The sequence below is a fragment of the Mycobacterium sp. IDUB_3 genome (assembly GCF_055419585.1).
In genome coordinates this window covers 1,778,062-1,796,314 of the sequence record NZ_JBVAXZ010000001.1, presented here as the reverse complement: position 1 = coordinate 1,796,314, position 18,253 = coordinate 1,778,062, and the positions used below count along the sequence as shown (strand labels likewise).

13 protein-coding genes and 1 pseudogene are annotated in these 18,253 nt (G+C 67.1%); 9 read left to right on the top strand and 5 right to left on the bottom strand.

What is annotated here, in order from left to right; genetic code table 11:
- The first annotated feature begins 61 nt into the window (after positions 1 to 61).
- Together ACZYVJ_RS07840 and ACZYVJ_RS07835 are read left to right on the top strand one after the other, a co-directional pair.
- Positions 62 to 619, top strand: coding sequence for a DUF3558 domain-containing protein (locus ACZYVJ_RS07840; RefSeq protein WP_463832895.1), 558 nt, complete (start codon positions 62 to 64; stop codon positions 617 to 619).
- An 8-nt stretch (positions 620 to 627) separates the two neighbouring features.
- Positions 628 to 1,188, top strand: coding sequence for a DUF3558 domain-containing protein (locus ACZYVJ_RS07835; RefSeq protein ID WP_064885068.1), 561 nt, complete (start codon positions 628 to 630; stop codon positions 1,186 to 1,188).
- Between the two features lie 7 nt (positions 1,189 to 1,195).
- Here the strand turns inward: ACZYVJ_RS07835 and ACZYVJ_RS07830 are convergent, their stop codons facing one another.
- Entirely contained in the window at positions 1,196 to 1,699 is a 504-nt protein-coding gene (locus tag ACZYVJ_RS07830) for a SixA phosphatase family protein (RefSeq protein ID WP_463830481.1), read from the bottom strand.
- A 1,207-nt stretch (positions 1,700 to 2,906) separates the two neighbouring features.
- On the opposite strand from ACZYVJ_RS07830, the gene ACZYVJ_RS07825 reads away from it, so the two are divergent.
- From ACZYVJ_RS07825 to ACZYVJ_RS07815, 3 genes are all read left to right on the top strand, one after another.
- Positions 2,907 to 4,058 carry a metallophosphoesterase family protein gene (locus tag ACZYVJ_RS07825; protein ID WP_463830480.1) on the top strand — a complete coding sequence of 384 codons (1,152 nt, stop codon included), beginning with the start codon at positions 2,907 to 2,909 and terminating at the stop codon, positions 4,056 to 4,058.
- On the top strand, positions 4,055 to 6,676 hold the full coding sequence (locus ACZYVJ_RS07820) for an AAA family ATPase (protein WP_463830479.1): 2,622 nt from the start codon (positions 4,055 to 4,057) through the stop codon (positions 6,674 to 6,676). The genes ACZYVJ_RS07825 and ACZYVJ_RS07820 overlap by 4 nt, the downstream gene beginning before the upstream one ends.
- A gap of 97 nt (positions 6,677 to 6,773) precedes the next feature.
- A complete protein-coding gene (locus tag ACZYVJ_RS07815) occupies positions 6,774 to 8,018 on the top strand; it encodes an alpha/beta hydrolase (protein WP_463830478.1) in 1,245 nt (414 codons plus the stop codon).
- On the opposite strand, the pseudogene ACZYVJ_RS07810 reads toward ACZYVJ_RS07815, so the two are convergent.
- From ACZYVJ_RS07810 to ACZYVJ_RS07800, 3 genes and pseudogenes are all read right to left on the bottom strand, one after another.
- Positions 8,005 to 11,527, bottom strand: a pseudogene (locus ACZYVJ_RS07810) (dipeptide ABC transporter ATP-binding protein). The gene ACZYVJ_RS07815 and the pseudogene ACZYVJ_RS07810 overlap by 14 nt on opposite strands.
- A complete protein-coding gene (locus ACZYVJ_RS07805; RefSeq protein ID WP_463830477.1) occupies positions 11,524 to 12,450 on the bottom strand; it encodes an ABC transporter permease in 927 nt (308 codons plus the stop codon). Before ACZYVJ_RS07805 ends, ACZYVJ_RS07810 begins: the two are co-directional and overlap by 4 nt.
- A complete protein-coding gene (locus ACZYVJ_RS07800) occupies positions 12,447 to 13,424 on the bottom strand; it encodes an ABC transporter permease (protein ID WP_463830476.1) in 978 nt (325 codons plus the stop codon). The genes ACZYVJ_RS07805 and ACZYVJ_RS07800 overlap by 4 nt, the downstream gene beginning before the upstream one ends.
- Positions 13,425 to 13,638: 214 nt before the next feature.
- On the opposite strand from ACZYVJ_RS07800, the gene ACZYVJ_RS07795 reads away from it, so the two are divergent.
- A complete protein-coding gene (locus ACZYVJ_RS07795) occupies positions 13,639 to 14,130 on the top strand; it encodes a beta-class carbonic anhydrase (protein ID WP_463830475.1) in 492 nt (163 codons plus the stop codon).
- Positions 14,131 to 14,150: 20 nt separating this feature from the next.
- Here the strand turns inward: ACZYVJ_RS07795 and ACZYVJ_RS07790 are convergent, their stop codons facing one another.
- On the bottom strand, positions 14,151 to 14,591 hold the full coding sequence (locus tag ACZYVJ_RS07790; protein ID WP_463830474.1) for a PaaI family thioesterase: 441 nt from the start codon (positions 14,589 to 14,591) through the stop codon (positions 14,151 to 14,153).
- A gap of 201 nt (positions 14,592 to 14,792) precedes the next feature.
- Here ACZYVJ_RS07790 and cysD point away from each other — a divergent pair, with 201 nt between their 5' ends.
- The 3 genes from cysD to ACZYVJ_RS07775 are packed head-to-tail and all read left to right on the top strand — an operon-like array spanning position 14,793 to position 18,106.
- Positions 14,793 to 15,722: a sulfate adenylyltransferase subunit CysD gene (gene cysD / locus ACZYVJ_RS07785; RefSeq protein ID WP_463830473.1), complete on the top strand. Its 930-nt coding sequence runs from the start codon at positions 14,793 to 14,795 to the stop codon at positions 15,720 to 15,722.
- Positions 15,722 to 17,563 carry an adenylyl-sulfate kinase gene (cysC, locus tag ACZYVJ_RS07780; RefSeq protein WP_463830472.1) on the top strand — a complete coding sequence of 614 codons (1,842 nt, stop codon included), beginning with the start codon at positions 15,722 to 15,724 and terminating at the stop codon, positions 17,561 to 17,563. Before cysD ends, cysC begins: the two co-directional genes overlap by 1 nt.
- Before the next feature lie 57 nt (positions 17,564 to 17,620).
- Complete coding sequence (locus tag ACZYVJ_RS07775) at positions 17,621 to 18,106, top strand: Rrf2 family transcriptional regulator (RefSeq protein ID WP_463830471.1); 486 nt, start codon at positions 17,621 to 17,623, stop codon at positions 18,104 to 18,106.
- Positions 18,107 to 18,253: the final 147 nt, after the last annotated feature.

The following is an 18,253-nucleotide window of genomic DNA, read 5'->3' as shown; positions in this document are numbered from 1 at the left end:
TGGGCTGCCGCTACAGTGCATCGTGTGGACCAGCAGCGGGCGGAACGGAAGCAGGGTAGCGGTGCGGCGTGACACGAGGGCGCTGGCTCTTGTGGCGTCAGCATTGACGATCCTGATCCCCGCGACCGCGGGCTGCTCCGATTCCGGCGGCAACAAACCCGGCGCGACGGCGCCGTCGACGCCGCAGAACGGCCAGGGCAGCCACGGTGCGATGTTCCCGCAATGCGGCGGCATCAGCGACCAGGCCGTCGCCGAGCTCACCAAGGTCAGCGGGCTGATCAACACCGCACGCAACTCCGTCGGGTGTCAGTGGCTCGCCGGCGGCGGCATCCTGGGGCCGCACTTCTCCTTCTCCTGGTATCGCGGGAGCCCCATCGGACGCGAACGCAAGACCGAGGAGCTCTCGCGTGCCAGCGTCGACGACATCAACATCAACGGCCACGGCGGTTTCATCGCCGTCGGCAACGAGCCAAACCTGGGTGACTCGCTCTGCGAGGTGGGGATTCAGTTCCAGGACGACTTTATTGAATGGTCAATCAGTTTCAGCCAGAAGCCGTTCCCGCCGCCGTGCGACATAGCGAAGGAACTGGCTCGTCAATCGATTGCGAACTCCAAGTGATGGCGTCCATGCGCGCCGGGTCGCGCAGCAGGAGGACTGCCCGTATCGCCGCGACCGTAGTGATCGCCGCGCTGCTGGTGTTGACGGGCTGTTCCCGCTCGATCGGGGGCAACGCGGTCAAGGCGGGTGGCAACGTGCCCCGCAACAACAACTCCCAGCAGCAGTATCCGAACCTGCTCAAGGAATGTGAGGTCTTGACCAGCGACATCCTGGCCAAGACCGTGGGCGCCGATCCGCTCGACATTCAGAGCACCTTCGTTGGTGCGATCTGCCGCTGGCAGGCGGCCAACCCGGCCGGCCTGATCGACATCACCCGGTTCTGGTTCGAGCAGGGCAGCCTGTCCAACGAACGCAAGGTCGCCGAATTCTTGAAGTACAAGATCGAGACGCGTTCGATCGCCGGTATCGACTCCATCGTGATGCGGCCCGACGACGCGAACGGCGCGTGCGGCGTGGCCAGCGATGCCGCCGGGGTTGTCGGTTGGTGGATCAACCCGCAGGCCCCGGGCATCGACGCATGCGGACAGGCCATCAAGTTGATGGAGCTGACGCTGGCCACCAACTCCTGATCAACGTTCAGCGCGGCACCTCGAAGCCGATCAGGGTCGCCACCCCGAGTTCCAGCTGCTTCCACGCGCACGGCACGGTGAGTACCGCGATCGCCGACGTCGGAAACTTGACTGAAATCCGTTCGGCGGCAGAGCTATTCGTATCCCCGGCGCCGCTGAGCCCCAGCACGAGGGCCGACATCGTCGGCTGATGCCCGATGACCAGCAGCGTGCTGACGGCGTCACCCACCGTGTTGATCTCGTCGATCAACGTGCCGGGGGTGCTGGCGTAGAGGCGATCGCTGTATCGCACCGGCGCGTCGATACGGGTGTTCGACAGCGTCTCGCGGGTGCGCCTCGCCGTGGAGCACAGCACCCCATCGATGGTCGGCGCGTTGGCACGCAACCAGTCGCCGGCGAGCCCCGCCTGCTTGATGCCGCGCGGCGCCAACGGCCGATCATGGTCGGCGACGCCGGGCGGGTAGTCGGACTTCGCGTGCCGCATCAACAGCAAGGTGCGCTGGCCAGTCACGAGAAATCAGATTAATCAGTGCCGCGGCAAGTGGTAGTCCTCACCATCGCCGTCGAGCAATTTTTCCGGGTGGTAGCAGGTGTTGGGTGGCAGATGAAGTGGCCGAGCTCGGCTGTATCGGTAGGCGTAGCGAGTGGAGATGGTCGGCCGATAGCCAGCACAGTCTCGGCGGCGACGGCCAGAACCAGCCTAATGGAGGACGAATCCTAAATTCTCTGCGAATTTGTCCCGGGCGTTGTAGAACTTGGAATAGCAGTCCCCCGCTCGAGGCACGCGCTGCCATTGCCGAAGCTAGAAGGCGTTACAGTGAAAGAGTCGTTGCGCACGGGAATTAGATTACTTGTGGCACCGGGCGTCACCTTGTGGGTAATCCTCAATTCGGCGGTGGCCTGGGCCGGGCCGGGCGGCAACCTTCCAGGCCCCGGCGTCTGCGACTATCCCGGTGTTGGCGGAAGTAGTTTCGAGGCGGGGGCCACGACGTACTACTGCGATTTTCCTCTCGAAGAGAACAGCACGCACTGGCACTGTGAATATGGCGGATGGAACATGGGCGGTCCAGGTGGCAACTCTCCCATCGGTGGAAGTTTTATGGGTTTTGGGTTGACCCTTCCTGCAGGCGATTTCGGGGGTGCTTCCGGTAGCTGTTCATGGCGCTGGCCGGATAACACGATCGCCCCTGCACCCAATCCACCGGGCGCGTGGAAGAACTATTTGGTGCCCAAGCCGCCACCGCCCGAACATCGGGCACCCCCGCCTCCATCAGCTGAGCCAGAGTCCGGCCCATCACCAACCATGAATCCGAATCCCGGCGATGAGCCACAGACACCGGCCTACACCAACCCGGCGTTTCCGAATCCCGGCAGGCCTGTCAACCCGCCAAGTTAGCTTGTATCGGAAAGTGTTGTTCGCCAATGTGGTTCGAGCCGGGCTCGTGGATGGTGAGCTTGGCTGACTGCAGCGGCTTGCGCAGGCCTTCAGGTCTGGATTCACACTGGCGCAACTCATCTGAGGCATAGTCGCGAGCAGTTCCTGACCGCGGCATTGAGCCGGTTTTCGCCTCGGATTCGACCCGCCGATCAAGAACCACAGCGTGTCGCCGGATTTTCTCAGACCAAGACCTGCCGATCGAGGTCCCGCGTCTTGTCGGTGCGCAGACCTAAACTCTCGATGCCCAGGTAAACACGCACTTCGAGAGGGGGTCGCCGGCATGCGATTTCTGCACACCGCCGACTGGCAGCTGGGCATGACCCGGCACTTCCTCGCCGGTGACGCCCAGCCGCGCTATTCGGCGGCCCGCCGCGACGTGGTCTCCGGTCTGGGCGCGCTGGCGGCCGAAGTGGGCGCCGAGTTCGTCGTCGTGTCGGGCGATGTCTTCGAACACAATCAGCTTCCGCCGAAGGTGATCGGGCAGTCCCTGGAAGCCATGCGCGCCATCGGAATTCCGGTGTACCTGCTGCCGGGCAACCACGATCCCCTGGATGCCTCGTCGGTGTACACCAGCGCGCTGTTCGCCGCTGAGCGTCCCGACAACGTGGTGGTGCTCGATCGGGCCGGCGTGCATCAGGTGCGTCCCGGGCTGGAGATCGTTGCCGCGCCGTGGCGTTCGAAGGTGCCGACCACCGACCTGGTCGCCGACGCCCTCGACGACCTGCCCGCGGCGGAGGGCACCCGGATCCTCGTCGCGCACGGCGGCGTCGACGTGCTGGATCCGGATCGGGACAAGCCTTCGCTGATCCGGCTTGCCTCCGTTGAGGACGCGCTGACCCGCGGCGTGGTGCACTATGTGGCGCTCGGTGATAAACACTCACTCACCCAGGTCGGCGACAGCGGCCGGGTGTGGTACTCCGGCTCCCCGGAAGTCACCAATTTCGACGACGTCGAATCCGACCCCGGCCATGTCCTGATCGTCGACATCGACGAGGCCGACCCGCGGCGCGCGGTCCGCGTGACGCCGCGGCACCTCGGCAGCTGGCGGTTCGTCACGATGCATCGACAGGTCGACACCAGCCGCGACGTCGCCGATCTGGACATGAACCTGGACCTGATGACCGAGAAGGACCGAACCGTGGTGCGCCTGGCCCTGACCGGTTCACTGACAGTCTCCGACCGCGCCGCGCTGGACGCCTGCCTTGATAAATACGCACGGTTATTCGCATGGTTGGGCCTGTGGGAACGTCACACCGATTTGGCGGTGATCCCGGCCGATGGCGAATTCAGCGATCTCGGCATCGGAGGTTTCGCCGCCGCCGCGGTTGAAGAATTGGTGGCGACGGCGCGCGAGGAGGACTGCCCGACCGCCGTCGACGCGCAGGCGGCGCTGGCGCTGCTGCTGCGCCTCACCGACCGGGGCGCGGCGTGAAGCTGCACCGGCTGATCCTGACGAACTACCGCGGCATATCGCACCGCGAAATCGACTTCCCCGACCACGGCGTCGTGGTGGTGTGCGGCGCCAACGAGATCGGCAAGTCGTCGATGATTGAAGCCCTGGACCTCCTGCTGGAGGCGCGGGACCGCTCGACGAAGAAGGAAGTCAAGCAGGTCAAGCCCACCCACAGTGATGTGGGCTCCGAGGTGTCCGCCGAGATCAGTTGTGGTCCTTATCGTTTCATCTATCGCAAGCGGTTTCACAAGAAGTGCGAGACGGAGCTGACCGTGGTCCGGCCCTACCGCGAACAGCTGACCGGCGACGAGGCCCACGAACGGGTCCGGGCGATGCTGGCCGAGACGGTGGATAGCGACCTGTGGCACGCCCAGCGGGTGCTGCAGTCGGCGTCGACCGCCGCGGTGGACCTGTCCGGGTGCGACGCCCTCTCGCGGGCGCTTGATGTGGCCGCCGGCGACAGCGGGGGGCTGTGCGGCACCGAACCCTTGCTCATCGAGCGCATCGACGCCGAATACTGCCGCTACTTCACCCCGACCGGACGTCCGACGGGCGAGTGGGCCGCCGCGATCACCCGGCTGGCCGATGCCGAGGCCGCGGTCGCCGAGTGTGCGGCGGCGGTCGCCGAGGTCGACGACCGGGTGGCCCGCCACGCCGTGTTGACCGAGCAGGTGGCCGACTTCTCCCAGCGCCGTATCGCCGCCGGCCCGCGGGTGGCCGCCGCGCAGGAAGCCGCCGAGAAGATCGCGGCGCTCACCGTGCAACGGCGTGAAGCCCAGCTGGTCGCCGAGGCCGCGGGCGCCACCGCCGCCGCGGCGAGCGGCGCCCACACCGCGCGCCGGCAACTGCTCACCGAAATCGACACCCGCGCGGGCGCCGTGGCCGAAACGCAAACGCGGGTCCAGGAAGCCGCCGCCGCCCAAGCGGCGGCGCATGCGGAGGCCGAAGCGTCCGGCGCCGCGCTGCAGCAGGCCACCGAGGCCCTTGCCGAGTTGCAACGCCGGACCGAAGCGGCGCGGGGCACGGTCGAGCAACTCGCCAACCGCGAAGAGGTCGACCGGTTGGCCGCCCGGCTGGCCAAGATCGACGCGATCGAGCGGGATCGCGAACGGATTGGCGTCGAGCTCGGTGCCGTCGCCGTCACCGCCGCGGTGCTGCGACGCATCGAGGACGCGGCGGCCGCCGTCGATCGCACCGGTGACCAGTTGGCGCTGACGTCGGCGGCAATCGAATTCACCGCCACCACAGACGTTCAGCTGATCGTCGGCGGCCAGCAGATCTCGCTGCCGGCCGGACAGAGCTGGTCGACCACCGCCGCCGGACCCACCGCCGTGGAGGTTCCAGGTGTCCTGACCGCTCGGGTCACCCCGGGCGCGACCACGCTCGACATTCACGCCAAACACGCTGCGGCGCAAGAGGAGATGGCCGCGGCGCTGGCGGCCGGTCAGGTGAGCGACCTCGCGGCGGCACGGTCCGCCGACCAGCGTCGCCGCGAGTTGCACAGCACCCGCGATCAGCTCACGGCCACGCTGGCCGGGCTGTGCGGTGACGAACAGGCCGACGAGCTGCGGTCACGGTTGGCGCAATTACGCGCCGAACACCCCGCCGGGGCCCAACTCGTCCTCACCGACATCGGCGCCGCCCGCGCCGAACTCACCGCGGTTCTTGAGGCTCGCGCGGCGGCATCGAGCGAATGCGAGGCGCGCCGCCAGGCCGCCGCCGCCGCCGCCACCGGTCTCGCTGAGTTGTCCACGCGGGCAACGGTTCTGCAGAACACGTTGCAGACCCAGCGCGCCGAGCTGGACGCCGCCGCCGGCCGGCTGGCCGCCGAACGCGCGTCGGCCGATGATGACGAACTCGCTGCCGCCGCGGCCACGGCGCTTGGCGCGGCGCAGGCCGCGCAACAGCGGGCCGCCGAACTGGCCGCCGAACTGGCCGCAGCCGCACCCGAAGCGGTCGAGGCCGAATTGGCCGACGCCAAAAAGGAAGCCGACTCGCTGCGCGAGCGCTACGAGGAAGCCGCGCGCGCGTTGCGTGAGATCACGATCGAACTCTCGGTGTTCGGCGGTGAGGGGCGCCAGGGCAAGCTCGACGCCGCGGAAACCGAACGCGAGCACGCCGCTAGCGAACACGCCCAGGTGGGCGGCCGCGCCCGCGCCGCACAACTGCTGCGGTCGGTCATGACGCGCCACCGTGACACCACCCGGCGCCGTTACGTCGAGCCCTACCGGGCCGAGCTGCAGCGGCTCGGCCGCCCGGTCTTCGGTCCGAGTTTCGAGGTCGACATCGACAGCGACCTGTGCATCCGGAGCCGCACGCTGAACGGCATCACGGTGCCGTACGAATCCCTATCCGGGGGCGCCAAGGAGCAACTCGGCATCCTGGCGCGGCTGGCCGGCGCGGCCCTGGTCGCCAAGGAGGACGCCGTCCCGGTGGTGGTCGACGACGCGCTCGGTTTTACCGACCCGGATCGGTTGACCAAGATGGGGGAGTTGTTCGACACCGTGGGAACCCACGGGCAGGTGATCGTGCTCACCTGTAGCCCGGACCGCTACGACGGTGTCAAGGGCGCCCACCGCATCGATCTCAGCGCTTAGCCCTGGCGGCCGACCGCCGCCGATATCGCTGGTCAAAGCGGTTCGTCGCCGCACCGGTGCCTTGCCTGCAGAATGGGATCATGGGGGGCCCACGCGAATGACGATGAACGCGAAGCGCAGCCGGATACAGGAGAAGCTGGCGCAACTGCCCGGCGTGCGTCCCGTGCGCCGGCCGATCTCACCGCACAGCGCCGAAGAGTTCGATCTGTACTACGTGCGCGCGGGCCGCAAGTCCGCCCATCCGCTGGTCATCATCCCCGGCGGCCCGGGAGTGGCGTCGGTGCAGATGTACAAGGGGCTGCGACGGCGCGCAGCGGCCGCCGGTCTCGACGTCATCATGATCGAGCACCGCGGGGTGGGGATGTCGCGCCACGACGATTCGGGTGCGGACCTGCCCCCGCAGTCGCTGACCGTGAACCAGGTAGTCGACGACGTGGCCGCGGTGCTCGACGACGCCCAAGCCGAGTCGGCCGTCGTCTACGGCGCCTCGTACGGCACCTACATCGCGGCCGGCGTCGGGGTGCGCCATCCGCACCGGGTGCGCGGCATGGTGCTCGATTCACCGCTGCTGTCCCACCACGACATCGTCATTGTGCGCCGCGCGATCCGCCGGCTGCTGCTGAAGGGCGACAGCCCCGAAACCGCGTCGGTGGCACCGAAAATGCGCGAACTCGTCGATGCCGGCGTCATGAATTCGACGGCGACACAGGTCGTCGCCACGATCTACGGTTACGGCGGAACCGACCTGCTCGAGCGGCAACTCGACCTGTTACTCGATGGCCGAAAGTTGCTGTGGTCGGCGCTATCCCGGTTCACCACTCTGAGCAATGTGCCGTACCGGTACGAGGAAGACTTGGTGAGCCGCATCGCGTTCCGCGAACTGGACTACGCGGCCGAACCCGACGGCCTGCCGCTTGATCCCGCGGTGGCCGAAAGCAGAGCACGCACGCAGCGAGTGACTTTCGAGGACGAGCCCTACGACCTGCCAACCGAACTGCCGAAATTCGACTGGCCCACCGCGGTGGTTTCCGGCGGTCGGGATCTCATCACTCCGCCGGCCGTCGCGCAGCGCGTCGCGTCGCTGCTGCCCAATGCGGCGCTGTTGAGCCTGCCGAACATGGCGCACAGCGCCCTGGATTTCCGTGAGCCCGTCGCGCTCGCCAGTGCCGACGCGGTCCGGCGCGGCGACCTGAACGGGCTTGTCGCACAGGCGTCGGCGCTGGACGCGCTCCCGCCGCGCCCAGAGGTGCGGCTGCTGTGGAAGGCACTCGCGGCGGCGGCCATCGCCGAGGGCGCCCTGCCGATCCCGAATCGGCTACGGCGGTGGCTCAACTCCGCGTGAACCCGATGGCGGTGTAGTCGAGGTCGGCGAGACCGGCCGCCCCGAAATTGGCCAGCGTGCTGCGCACCGCGACATCGCCGGGCGACTGGGTCAGCGGAAGGCTGAATCCCTCCGCCCAGATCATCTTGTCGAGATCGTTGGCCAACGCCCGCGCCTTGGCGGGATCGAGTTCTTCCAGCGTGCCTTCGATGGCGGCGTCGATCTGCTCGCTGCCGATCTTGCCGAAATTGCTCTCGCCGTCGGACTTGTAGATCTGGGTCAGCGCCGAGAGTGGGAAAGCGTCTCCTAGCCAACCGAATTGGGCCATATCGAAAGCGCCTACGTTAATGTAGTTGGTGAAGAAGCCGCTGCCCGACCGAGAGACGAGCTCGAGCTTGACGCCGATCTGGGCGAGGCTGTGCTGGGCGATCTGGGCGAACTGCCGGCTGCCCTGGGCGTCGTAGAACAGGTCGCGGATCACCAGCTGCCGACCGTCTTTCTCCCGGAACTGTCCGGCTCGCTTCCAACCCAGCGCGTCAAGCTCTCGACCGGCCGCGGCCGGGTCGTAGGGCACGACCGAGCTGTTGTCCTGATAGCCCTGCTGCCCGGCGACATAGATGTGATTGCCCAGTGCCGCAGGATTACTGGTGAGGCCGTACTGGACGACTTTGGCGATGGTCTGCCGATCTATCCCCTTGGCCACCGCGACGCGCAGCGCCTTGTCGGCCAGGATCGAGCCCGGGGCGCCGTTGAACGTGAAATGAGACCAGGACGGAGCGGGGGCGCGCCGGATCGAGATCCCCTTGGTGCGCTGCGCGATGGTCAGCTGGTCGATCGTGCCGACCCCGGTGGCGTCGATCGTGTTGTTCTGCAAGGCGGGGAGCCGCGCGGCGTCATCGAGCACCAGGTACGTGATGCTGTCCAGGCGCGGCCGTTCGCCCCACCATTTCGGGTTGCGGCTCAACACGATCCGCTGGGTGGTCCGATCCAGCGACGAGACGACGAATGGACCGGCCGACGGCCCGGGTCCCTCCAGCTGGCCCTTGTTGAACGCCTCCGGGGTGGCCGTCATGCTCTTGGGCAGCAGCATTCCGTTTCCGGCGAACATGCCCCGCCATTCCGCGTAGGGCTTGGCGAAGGTCATGACGGCCTGCCGGTCGTCGACACCGCGGGTCACCGAGGCGACACGGTCGGCGCCACTGGGCCCGGCGATCTCGAAGGTCTTGTCGGCGCCGCTCAGGGCGTGGATCTGGCTGGCGATGTCCTCCCAGGTGATCGGTGTGCCGTCGGACCACACCGCCTTGGGGTTGATCGTGTACGTAACCACCTGCGGCGCAGTGCCGGTGAGCTCGATGCTGGTGAAGTAGTCGGTGTCGACCGTCGTCGAGCCGTCCGGCCCGATGATGAAGGCCCGCGGCAGAGTGGCCTTCATCATCGCGGAGACGTCGGCCGAATTGCCGTCGATGTGCAAGATGTTGAAGTTCGGCGGAAAGTCGGTGAGCGCCAGTCGCAGGTCGCCGCCGTCTTGCAGGGTCGCCGGATCGTGGGGGTTGACGTCGCTCGTCGAGCCGATCCTCGCGTTGTGGCCGGTCGCCGGAATCAGGCTGACGGCCGCCGAGCAGCCCGACAGCACAAGGGCCATCGCGAGAAACGCCGCCGCGAACCGGGTGCCCGCACCCGCCGTGACCGCCCGCCTAGACACGTCTGCCCGGATCCGGTTGCGGCACCGCGTTCAGCAGCTGGCGAGTGTATTCGTGCTGCGGGTCGGCGAAGACCTGACGGCTGTCGCCCTGCTCCACGATCGCGCCGGCATGCATCACCACGACGTCGTGCGCGAGGTGTTTGACCACCGAAAGGTCGTGGGAGACAAACAGGTAGGACAGGCCGAACCGGTCCTGTAGGTCAAGCAGCAGGTTGACGATGCCGGCCTGGATGGACACGTCGAGCGCGGACACGGGTTCGTCGAGCGCCAGGATTTTCGGTTGCAGAGCGAGCGCACGCGCTATGCCGATGCGCTGCTTCTGGCCGCCGGAGAACTCGGCGGGGTAACGGACAGCGTCAGCGCGGCGCAGCCCCACGATCTCGAGCAGCTCGGCGACGCGCGAGTTGGTGCGGCTCTTGTCGAACCCGTTGGCCCGCAGGGGTTCTGCGAGCAGCTCGAACACCGGTAGCCGTGGGTCAAGCGACGCGACCGGGTCTTGGAAGACGACCTGGATGTCGCGTCGCAGTGCTCGTCTGTTCGCGGCGCTCAATGCGGTGACGTCGGTGCCCAGCACCTCGATCGAGCCCGACTCGGGCCCGGTGAGTTCCAGGATCTCGTGCAGGGTGGTCGACTTGCCCGATCCCGATTCGCCGACGATGCCCAGGGTGCGGCCCTGCCGCAATTCGAAACTGACGCCGTCGACGGCGCGCACCTCGCCGGCGCTGCGGCGCAACACGCCCTTGGTCAGCCGGTAGGTCTTGGTCAGGTCGCGCACCCGAACGACCACCGACGTGTCAACGGATTCCGCTTGGCGGGCTTCGGTACTCACGCCGTAGATGTCCGCCGCGCTTCGGCCGTCGACCTGATCGGTGCGGATACAGGCCGCCCGGTGATCGGCGTCGACGGTGAGCAATTCGGGCTCCGCGAGCCGACATTCCTCGATGGCCAGCGGGCAGCGCGGCGCGAACGGGCATCCGGGATCCAGGCCCGCCAGAGACGGCGGCGCACCGGGGATCGGCACCAACCGGGTGCCCTGGGCGGCGTCCAGCCGCGGGACCGAGCCCAGCAGACCAACCGTGTAGGGCATCCGGCGATCCCGGTAAAGGTCAGGCACGGAAGCGGATTCGACAACCCGTCCGGCGTACATCACCAGGGCGCGGTCGGCGAACTCGGCCACCACCCCGAGGTCGTGGGTGATGATGAGCACCCCGGCGCCGGTGATGTCGCGCGCCGTTTTGAGCACCTCGAGGATCTGCGCCTGCACCGTAACATCCAGCGCAGTGGTGGGCTCGTCGCAGATCAACAGGTCGGGGTCGTTGGCGATCGCGATCGCGATGACCACCCGTTGTCGCTCACCGCCGGACAGCTCATGGGGAAAGGCGCGGGCGCGCCGTCCCGGCTGCGCGATGCCGACAAGCTCGAGTAATTCCACCGCGCGCCGTCGGGCGGCCTTCTTGCCCACCCGCGGTTGATGGATCTCGATGGCCTCGGCGATCTGGTCGCCGACGGTGTAGACGGGCGTCAGCGCGGACATGGGATCCTGGAACACCATGCCGATCGTTTTGCCGCGGAACCGCGACATCGCGTCGTCGCCGAGGCCCACCAGTTCGGTGTCGTGGAACCGCACCGAGCCGCGCACCTGGGCGTACTCGGGCAGCAGGCCGATGGCCGCCATCGCCGAAACGGACTTCCCCGAACCGGATTCACCGACCATGGCGACGACTTCGCCCGGCTCGATGCGGTAGCTGATACCGCGCACCGCGGTCACCGGATCGCCACCCGTCGGGAACGTGACCGCCAGGTCGGTGACCTCGAGCAGCGGGCTCATCGGCCCCCACCGCTCAGCACCGCGCTGCTCGGGTCGAGCGCGTCGCGCAGGCCGTCACCGGTGAGGTTGGCGCACACCAGGATCAGTACCAGCACGCCGGCGGGAAACAGAAACACCCAGGGAAAGGTGGTCGCGGATTGGGTGCCATTGGCGATCAACGTTCCCAGCGACACATCGGGCGGCTGAATGCCGAACCCCAGGAAGCTCAGCCCGGTTTCGGCCAGGATGGCCGAGGCGACGTTGAGCGCGGCGTCGATGATCAAGATGGACGCCACGTTGGGCACCACGTGGCCCACGATGATGCGACGGCTGGAGACCCCCATATACCTTGCGGCCCGGATGAATTCGCGTTCACGCAGACTCATGGTCATGCCGCGAACCATGCGCGAGCTGACCATCCAGCCGAACCCGGCCAACAGCAGGACCAGCATCAAGACATTGGCCGAGTTCTTGATTCGCGGCGTCACGATGGCGATCAGGATGAAGCTCGGCACCACCAACAACAGGTCGACCACCCACATCAGCGCGCGGTCGCGCCAGCCACCGAAATATCCTGCGATCGACCCGACGGTGGCGGCGATGCCGGTGGAGATGACCGCCACGCAGACGCCGATCAGCATCGACTTCTGCATCCCGCGCAGGATCTGTGCCAGCAGGTCTTGACCCAGCGCGTTGGTGCCCAACCAGTGACGCGCGTTCGGCGGCTGCAGCAGCGCGGTGAAATCGAGGTCCTCGTAGGAATAGGGCAGCACCGCCGGCAGCGAATAGCAGCCGACGAACAGCAGCACCAACAACGTCAGCGACGCCACCGCGAACCTGTTGCGGGCGAACCGCCGGAGCACCAGGGTGCGCCGGGAGGTGAAGTCCGCGACCTCGTGCCCCGAAAAACTTTGGGCGCCATCGATGTTCGCCTGGGACGTCATGAGACCCGGACCCGGGGATCAAGGGCCGCGTAGAAAACGTCCGAGAGCAGACCGGCGAGCAGCACCACCGCGCCGGAGAACAGGGTGATCGCCGCAATGATGTTGGTGTCCTGAGTCGCGATGCCCTGCACCAGCCATTCACCCATGCCGTGCCAACCGAAGATCTTCTCCACGAACACCGCCCCGGTCACCAGGCCGGCCACCCCGTAGGCGAACAGGGTGGCCAGCGGGATCAGCGCGGTGCGCAGCCCGTGCTTGACCAGCGCCCGCCGCCGGGTGAGCCCTTTGGCGCGCGCGGTGCGAATGAAGTCCTGGCCCAAAACGTCCAGCATCGCGTTGCGCTGATAACGGCTGTATCCCGCCGCGGCGGTCAGCGCCAGGGTCAGCGACGGCAAGACCAGATGCCGTAGCCGGTCGAGCAGCTGCGCGCCCGTCCCGCCGGTCACGCCCGGTGAGGTCTCGCCGGTGTAGTCGAAAATGTGAATGCCCACGGCCCAGTTCACCCGCAGCGCGCCGAGGATCAACAGGCTGGCGATCACGAATGTCGGGGTGCTGAGCACCAGCAGCGCCACCATGGTGACCACACGATCGCTGAATCGATACTGCCGAATGGCGCCCCACGCCCCGGCCGCGATGCCCAGTGCGGTGCCCGCCAGCGAACCGATGATCAGCAGGCGCAGGGTCACTCCGATGCGGCGCCACAGCGTCGTCCCGACGGGCTGCCCGGTGATGGTCTTGCCGAAGTCGCCGCGCACGGCGTGCGACGCCCAGTGCGCGTAGCGGATCGGTATCGGCTCATCCAGGCCGAGTGTGCGGGCCTTGGCGTCGATCACGGACTGTGGCGGGCGCGGGTTGCGCTGCAGCAGGCTGTCCAGTGGCCTGAAGGCCACCGACGTCAGGCAAAACGTCAGAAACGATGCCAGCGCCAGCAGCACAACGTAGTTGAGCAACCGGCGTGCCAGAAACCGAGTCATGCCGGTTCGCACACCCCACGTCGCATTGGGACAGGCTATCGAGCCGCCGACACAGCGTCGCGCGTTGCGGTCGCCCGGCGCGTTCGATCCCCTTCCGATCCGGTTGATTCTCATGCGTGAATCGCGTGTGATCGGTTGTTAGGATCCACCGCGGTACCGAGCCGAGCAGCAAACGCAGCACGGTTGCGGCCGTGACACTCCCGAGGAGGCTTGCGTGACGGTTACCGAGGAATACCTGGCCAACAACGCCGAATATGCGAGCACCTTCCAGGGGCCGCTGCCGATGCCGCCGGGCAAACATGTCGCGGTCGTCGCGTGCATGGACGCCCGGCTCGACGTCTACCGCATCCTGGGGCTCAACGAGGGGGAGGCCCACGTCATCCGCAACGCCGGCGGGGTCGTCACCGACGACGTCGTCCGCTCACTGGCCATCAGCCAGCGATTGTTGGGGACGCGGGAGATCATGCTGATTCATCACACCGATTGCGGCATGCTCACCTTCACCGACGATGACTTCAAGCGCAGCATCCAGGAGGAGACCGGGCTCAAACCGCCGTGGGCGGCGGAGGCTTTCGCCGATGTCGCCGAGGATGTCCGGCAATCGCTGCGCCGCATCGAGGGCAGCCCGTTCGTCACCAAGCACGTCTCCGTGCGCGGATTCGTCTTCGACGTGGCCACCGGCAAGCTCGAGGAGGTCACGCTCTAGCCCGGCGAGAGCGTGGTGCGTCAACCGACCTTGTAGGTCGCCAGCGCCTTGGCGACCAGCGTGCCCCGCGGATCGACGATCTCGGCTTCGCAGTTGACCAGTGATCGGCCGCGCCGCAGCACCCGACCGATGCCGATCACGTCGGTAGCCCGGGCCGGGGCCATGAAGTCCAGCGTGAGAGATACCGTCACGCCCCGCAGCTCCGGCGGCGCCTGCGCGCCGCACCACGCCGCCGCCATGACGGTGAGATCGGCGAGCGTGGCGATGGCCCCGCCGTGGACCATGTCGCCGATGGTCACGTTGGAGGGGTCCCAGGGCAGCCGCAGCCGCACTTCGTCCTCTTCCAGGCGGTCGGCGACGATGCCCAGCTTGACGACGAATGGGGATTGAGGGAGAAACTGCGCGATGACGTCGCGACCGCCCGGCGCGGATGGTCCGGCGGTTTCAGGGGTGGCAGTCATCGGTCCATGGTTTCGCAACCTCCACCGGCCGCAAAAGTGCCGCCGCGACTCTTGACGTGATGTGTCCGGTGACCGGCGTGCGCGTCAGGCCGATCCGGGGGCCGCAGGTCCTGCGGTTGACACCGCAAAGCCGAGCTGGTCTTATTTATCGTTAAGATGCCAAATATGGTCAGTTCTGCCAGGTTTTAATCGAAGGAAGCTATGACCAGTGATGTGACGGTGGCCCCCGCCGCCGGACAGTACGAGTTGAGCCATCTGCGCTCGCTGGAGGCAGAGGCGATCCACATCATTCGTGAGGTGGCCGCGGAGTTCGAACGGCCGGTGCTGCTGTTCTCGGGCGGCAAGGACTCCATCGTCATGCTGCATTTGGCGCTGCGGGCGTTCCGTCCCGGGCGGCTGCCGTTCCCGGTGATGCACGTCGACACCGGGCACAACTTCGACGAGGTCATCGCGACCCGCGACGAGTTGGTGGCCGAGCACGGGGTGCGCCTGGTGGTCGCCTCGGTTCAGGAGGACATCGACGCCGGCCGGGTCGTCGAGCCGCGCCAGGGACGCAACCCGATCCAGACCTTCACGCTGCTGCGTGCCATCCGGGAAAACAAGTTCGACGCCGCGTTCGGGGGAGCGCGCCGCGACGAAGAGAAGGCGCGCGCCAAGGAGCGGGTGTTCAGCTTTCGCGACGAGTTCGGCCAGTGGGATCCCAAGGCGCAGCGGCCCGAGTTGTGGAACCTCTACAACGGCCGGCATCACAAGGGCGAGCACATCCGGGTGTTCCCGCTGTCCAACTGGACCGAGTTCGACATCTGGTCCTACATCGGCGCCGAGAACATCGCCCTGCCGTCGATCTATTACGCCCACCAGCGCAAGGTATTTCGCCGCGACGGCATGCTGCTGGCGGTCGACAAGAACATGCACCCGCGCGATGACGAACCCGTGTTCGAGGCGACCGTGCGGTTTCGCACCGTCGGGGACGTCACGTGCACCGGCTGCGTGGAATCGCAGGCCGTCACCGTGGACGAGGTCATCGCCGAGACCGCGGTGTCGCGGCTGACCGAACGCGGGGCCACCCGGGCTGACGACCGGATCTCCGAAGCCGGCATGGAAGACCGCAAACGGCAGGGATACTTCTGATGACAACGCTATTGCGCTTGGCGACTGCGGGTTCCGTCGACGACGGCAAGTCCACCCTGATCGGTCGGCTGCTCTACGACTCCAAGGCCGTCATGGAAGACCAGTGGGCGGCGGTGGAGAAGACGTCCAAGGATCGCGGACACGATTACACCGACCTGGCGCTGGTGACCGACGGCCTGCGGGCCGAGCGTGAGCAGGGCATCACGATCGACGTCGCCTACCGCTACTTCGCCACTCCCAAGCGGAAATTCATCATCGCCGATACCCCCGGCCACATCCAGTACACCCGCAACATGGTCACCGGCGCGTCGACCGCCCAACTGGTGATCGTGCTGGTCGACGCGCGTCACGGCTTGCTCGAACAGTCCCGCCGGCACGCCTTCCTGGCGTCCCTGCTCGGCATTCAGCACATCGTGCTCGCGGTCAACAAGATGGACCTGATCGGTTGGGACAGAGACAAATTCGAGGCGATCCGGGACGAATTCCACGCCTTCGCGGCGCGCCTGGACGTGCACGATGTGGCCACCATCCCGCTTTCGGCGCTGCACGGCGACAACGTGGTGACCAAGTCGGACCAGACACCCTGGTACGAGGGCCCGGCGTTGCTGTCGCACCTCGAGGAGGTGTACATCGCCGGCGACCGCAACATGGTCGACGTGCGGTTCCCGGTCCAGTACGTCATCCGGCCGCACACCCGCGAGCACCAGGACCACCGCAGCTACGCCGGTACCGTGGCCAGCGGGGTCATGCGTCCCGGTGATGAAGTGGTGGTGCTGCCCGTCGGCAAGCAGACCCGCATCACCGCGATCGATGGGCCGAATGGTCCGGTGCAAGAAGCGTTCCCGCCGATGGCGGTATCGCTGACCCTGGCGGACGAGATCGACATCTCGCGCGGCGATTTGATCGCCCGCACCCACAATCAGCCCCGGGTCGCCCAGGAGTTCGACGCGACGGTGTGCTGGATGGCCGACACCGCGGCCCTCGAACCCGGCCGCGACTACGTCATCAAGCACACCACGCGCACCACGCATGCCAAGGTGACCGCGCTCGACTATCGGCTCGACGTCAACACGCTGCATCGCGACAAGACGGCAGCGGCGCTGAAGCTCAACGAACTCGGCCGCATCTCGCTGCGCACCCAGGTGCCGCTGCTGCTCGACGAGTACACCCGTAACGCCAGCACCGGCTCGTTCATCCTCATCGACCCGCACACCAACGGAACGGTGGCGGCGGGCATGGTGCTGCGCGGCGCCTCGGCACAGGCTGCGAGCCCGAATACGGTGCGGCACAAGTCATCCGCCATCGCCGAGGCCAGGCCCCGAGGCAGGACCGTGTGGTTCACCGGCTTGTCCGGTTCCGGCAAGTCGTCGGTGGCCATGCTGGTCGAGCAGAAGCTGCTCCAAAAGGGAACTCCGGCATACGTTCTCGACGGCGACAATCTGCGGCACGGCCTGAACGCCGACCTGGGCTTTTCCATGGCCGACCGAGCCGAAAACCTGCGCAGGCTGGCGCATGTGGCGGCGCTGCTGGCCGACTGCGGCAACGTCGTGCTGGTGCCGGCGATCAGCCCGTTGGCCGAGCAACGCGAACTGGCCCGCAACGTGCACGGCGAGGCCGGCTTCGATTTCATCGAGGTGTTCTGTGACACCCCGCTCGAGGAATGCGAAAAGCGTGATCCCAAGGGTCTGTACGCCAAGGCCCGCGCGGGTGAGATCAGCCAGTTCACCGGCATCGACAGCCCGTATCAGGCGCCGGTGAACCCCGAGCTGCGGCTCACCCCGGGCAGTACGGCCGAGGAGCAGGCGCAGCGCATCATCGACCTGCTTGAATCACGCGGGTAGCCGCCAGATCAGCCAGGCTGCACCGAAATTGTGTCGTCGGGTGGCACAATCCTGTGAGTGCGCATGTCGGCGAAGGCGGAGTATGCCGTGCGGGCAATGATTCAGCTCGCCACGGTGCCCGACGGAACGCTGGTGAAGACGGACGATTTGGCCCAGGCGCAGGGCATTCCGTCGCAATTTCTGGTCGACATCCTGACCAACCTGCGCACCGACCGGCTGGTGCGAAGCCACCGCGGTCGCGAGGGCGGCTACGAATTGGCCCGGTCCGGGAAAGACATCAGCATTGCCGACGTGCTGCGCTGTATCGACGGCCCGCTGGCCAGCGTCCGTGACATCGGGCTGGGTGACTTGCCGTACTCGGGGCCGACGGCCGCGCTCACCGACGTCTGGCGCGCGCTGCGGGCCAGCATGCGGTCGGTGCTGGAAGAGACGACGCTGGCCGACGTCGCCACCGGCGGCCTGCCCAAGCATGTCGCGCAGCTGGCCGACGACTATCGCAAGCAGGAAAGTCAGCGGCACGGTACAGCGCGCACCGGCGACTAGGGGCGAAGCGGGTCGCCACCATCGGGGGCTGGGCCTCACGGAATCCAAACCCCATCGGGCCGAACATTCACTGAGTGGGGATTAACTGCGCGGCAGCGCGGGAACCCAGAATTTGACGCTCTGCCGGGCGGTGCGCGGGGTTCGTGC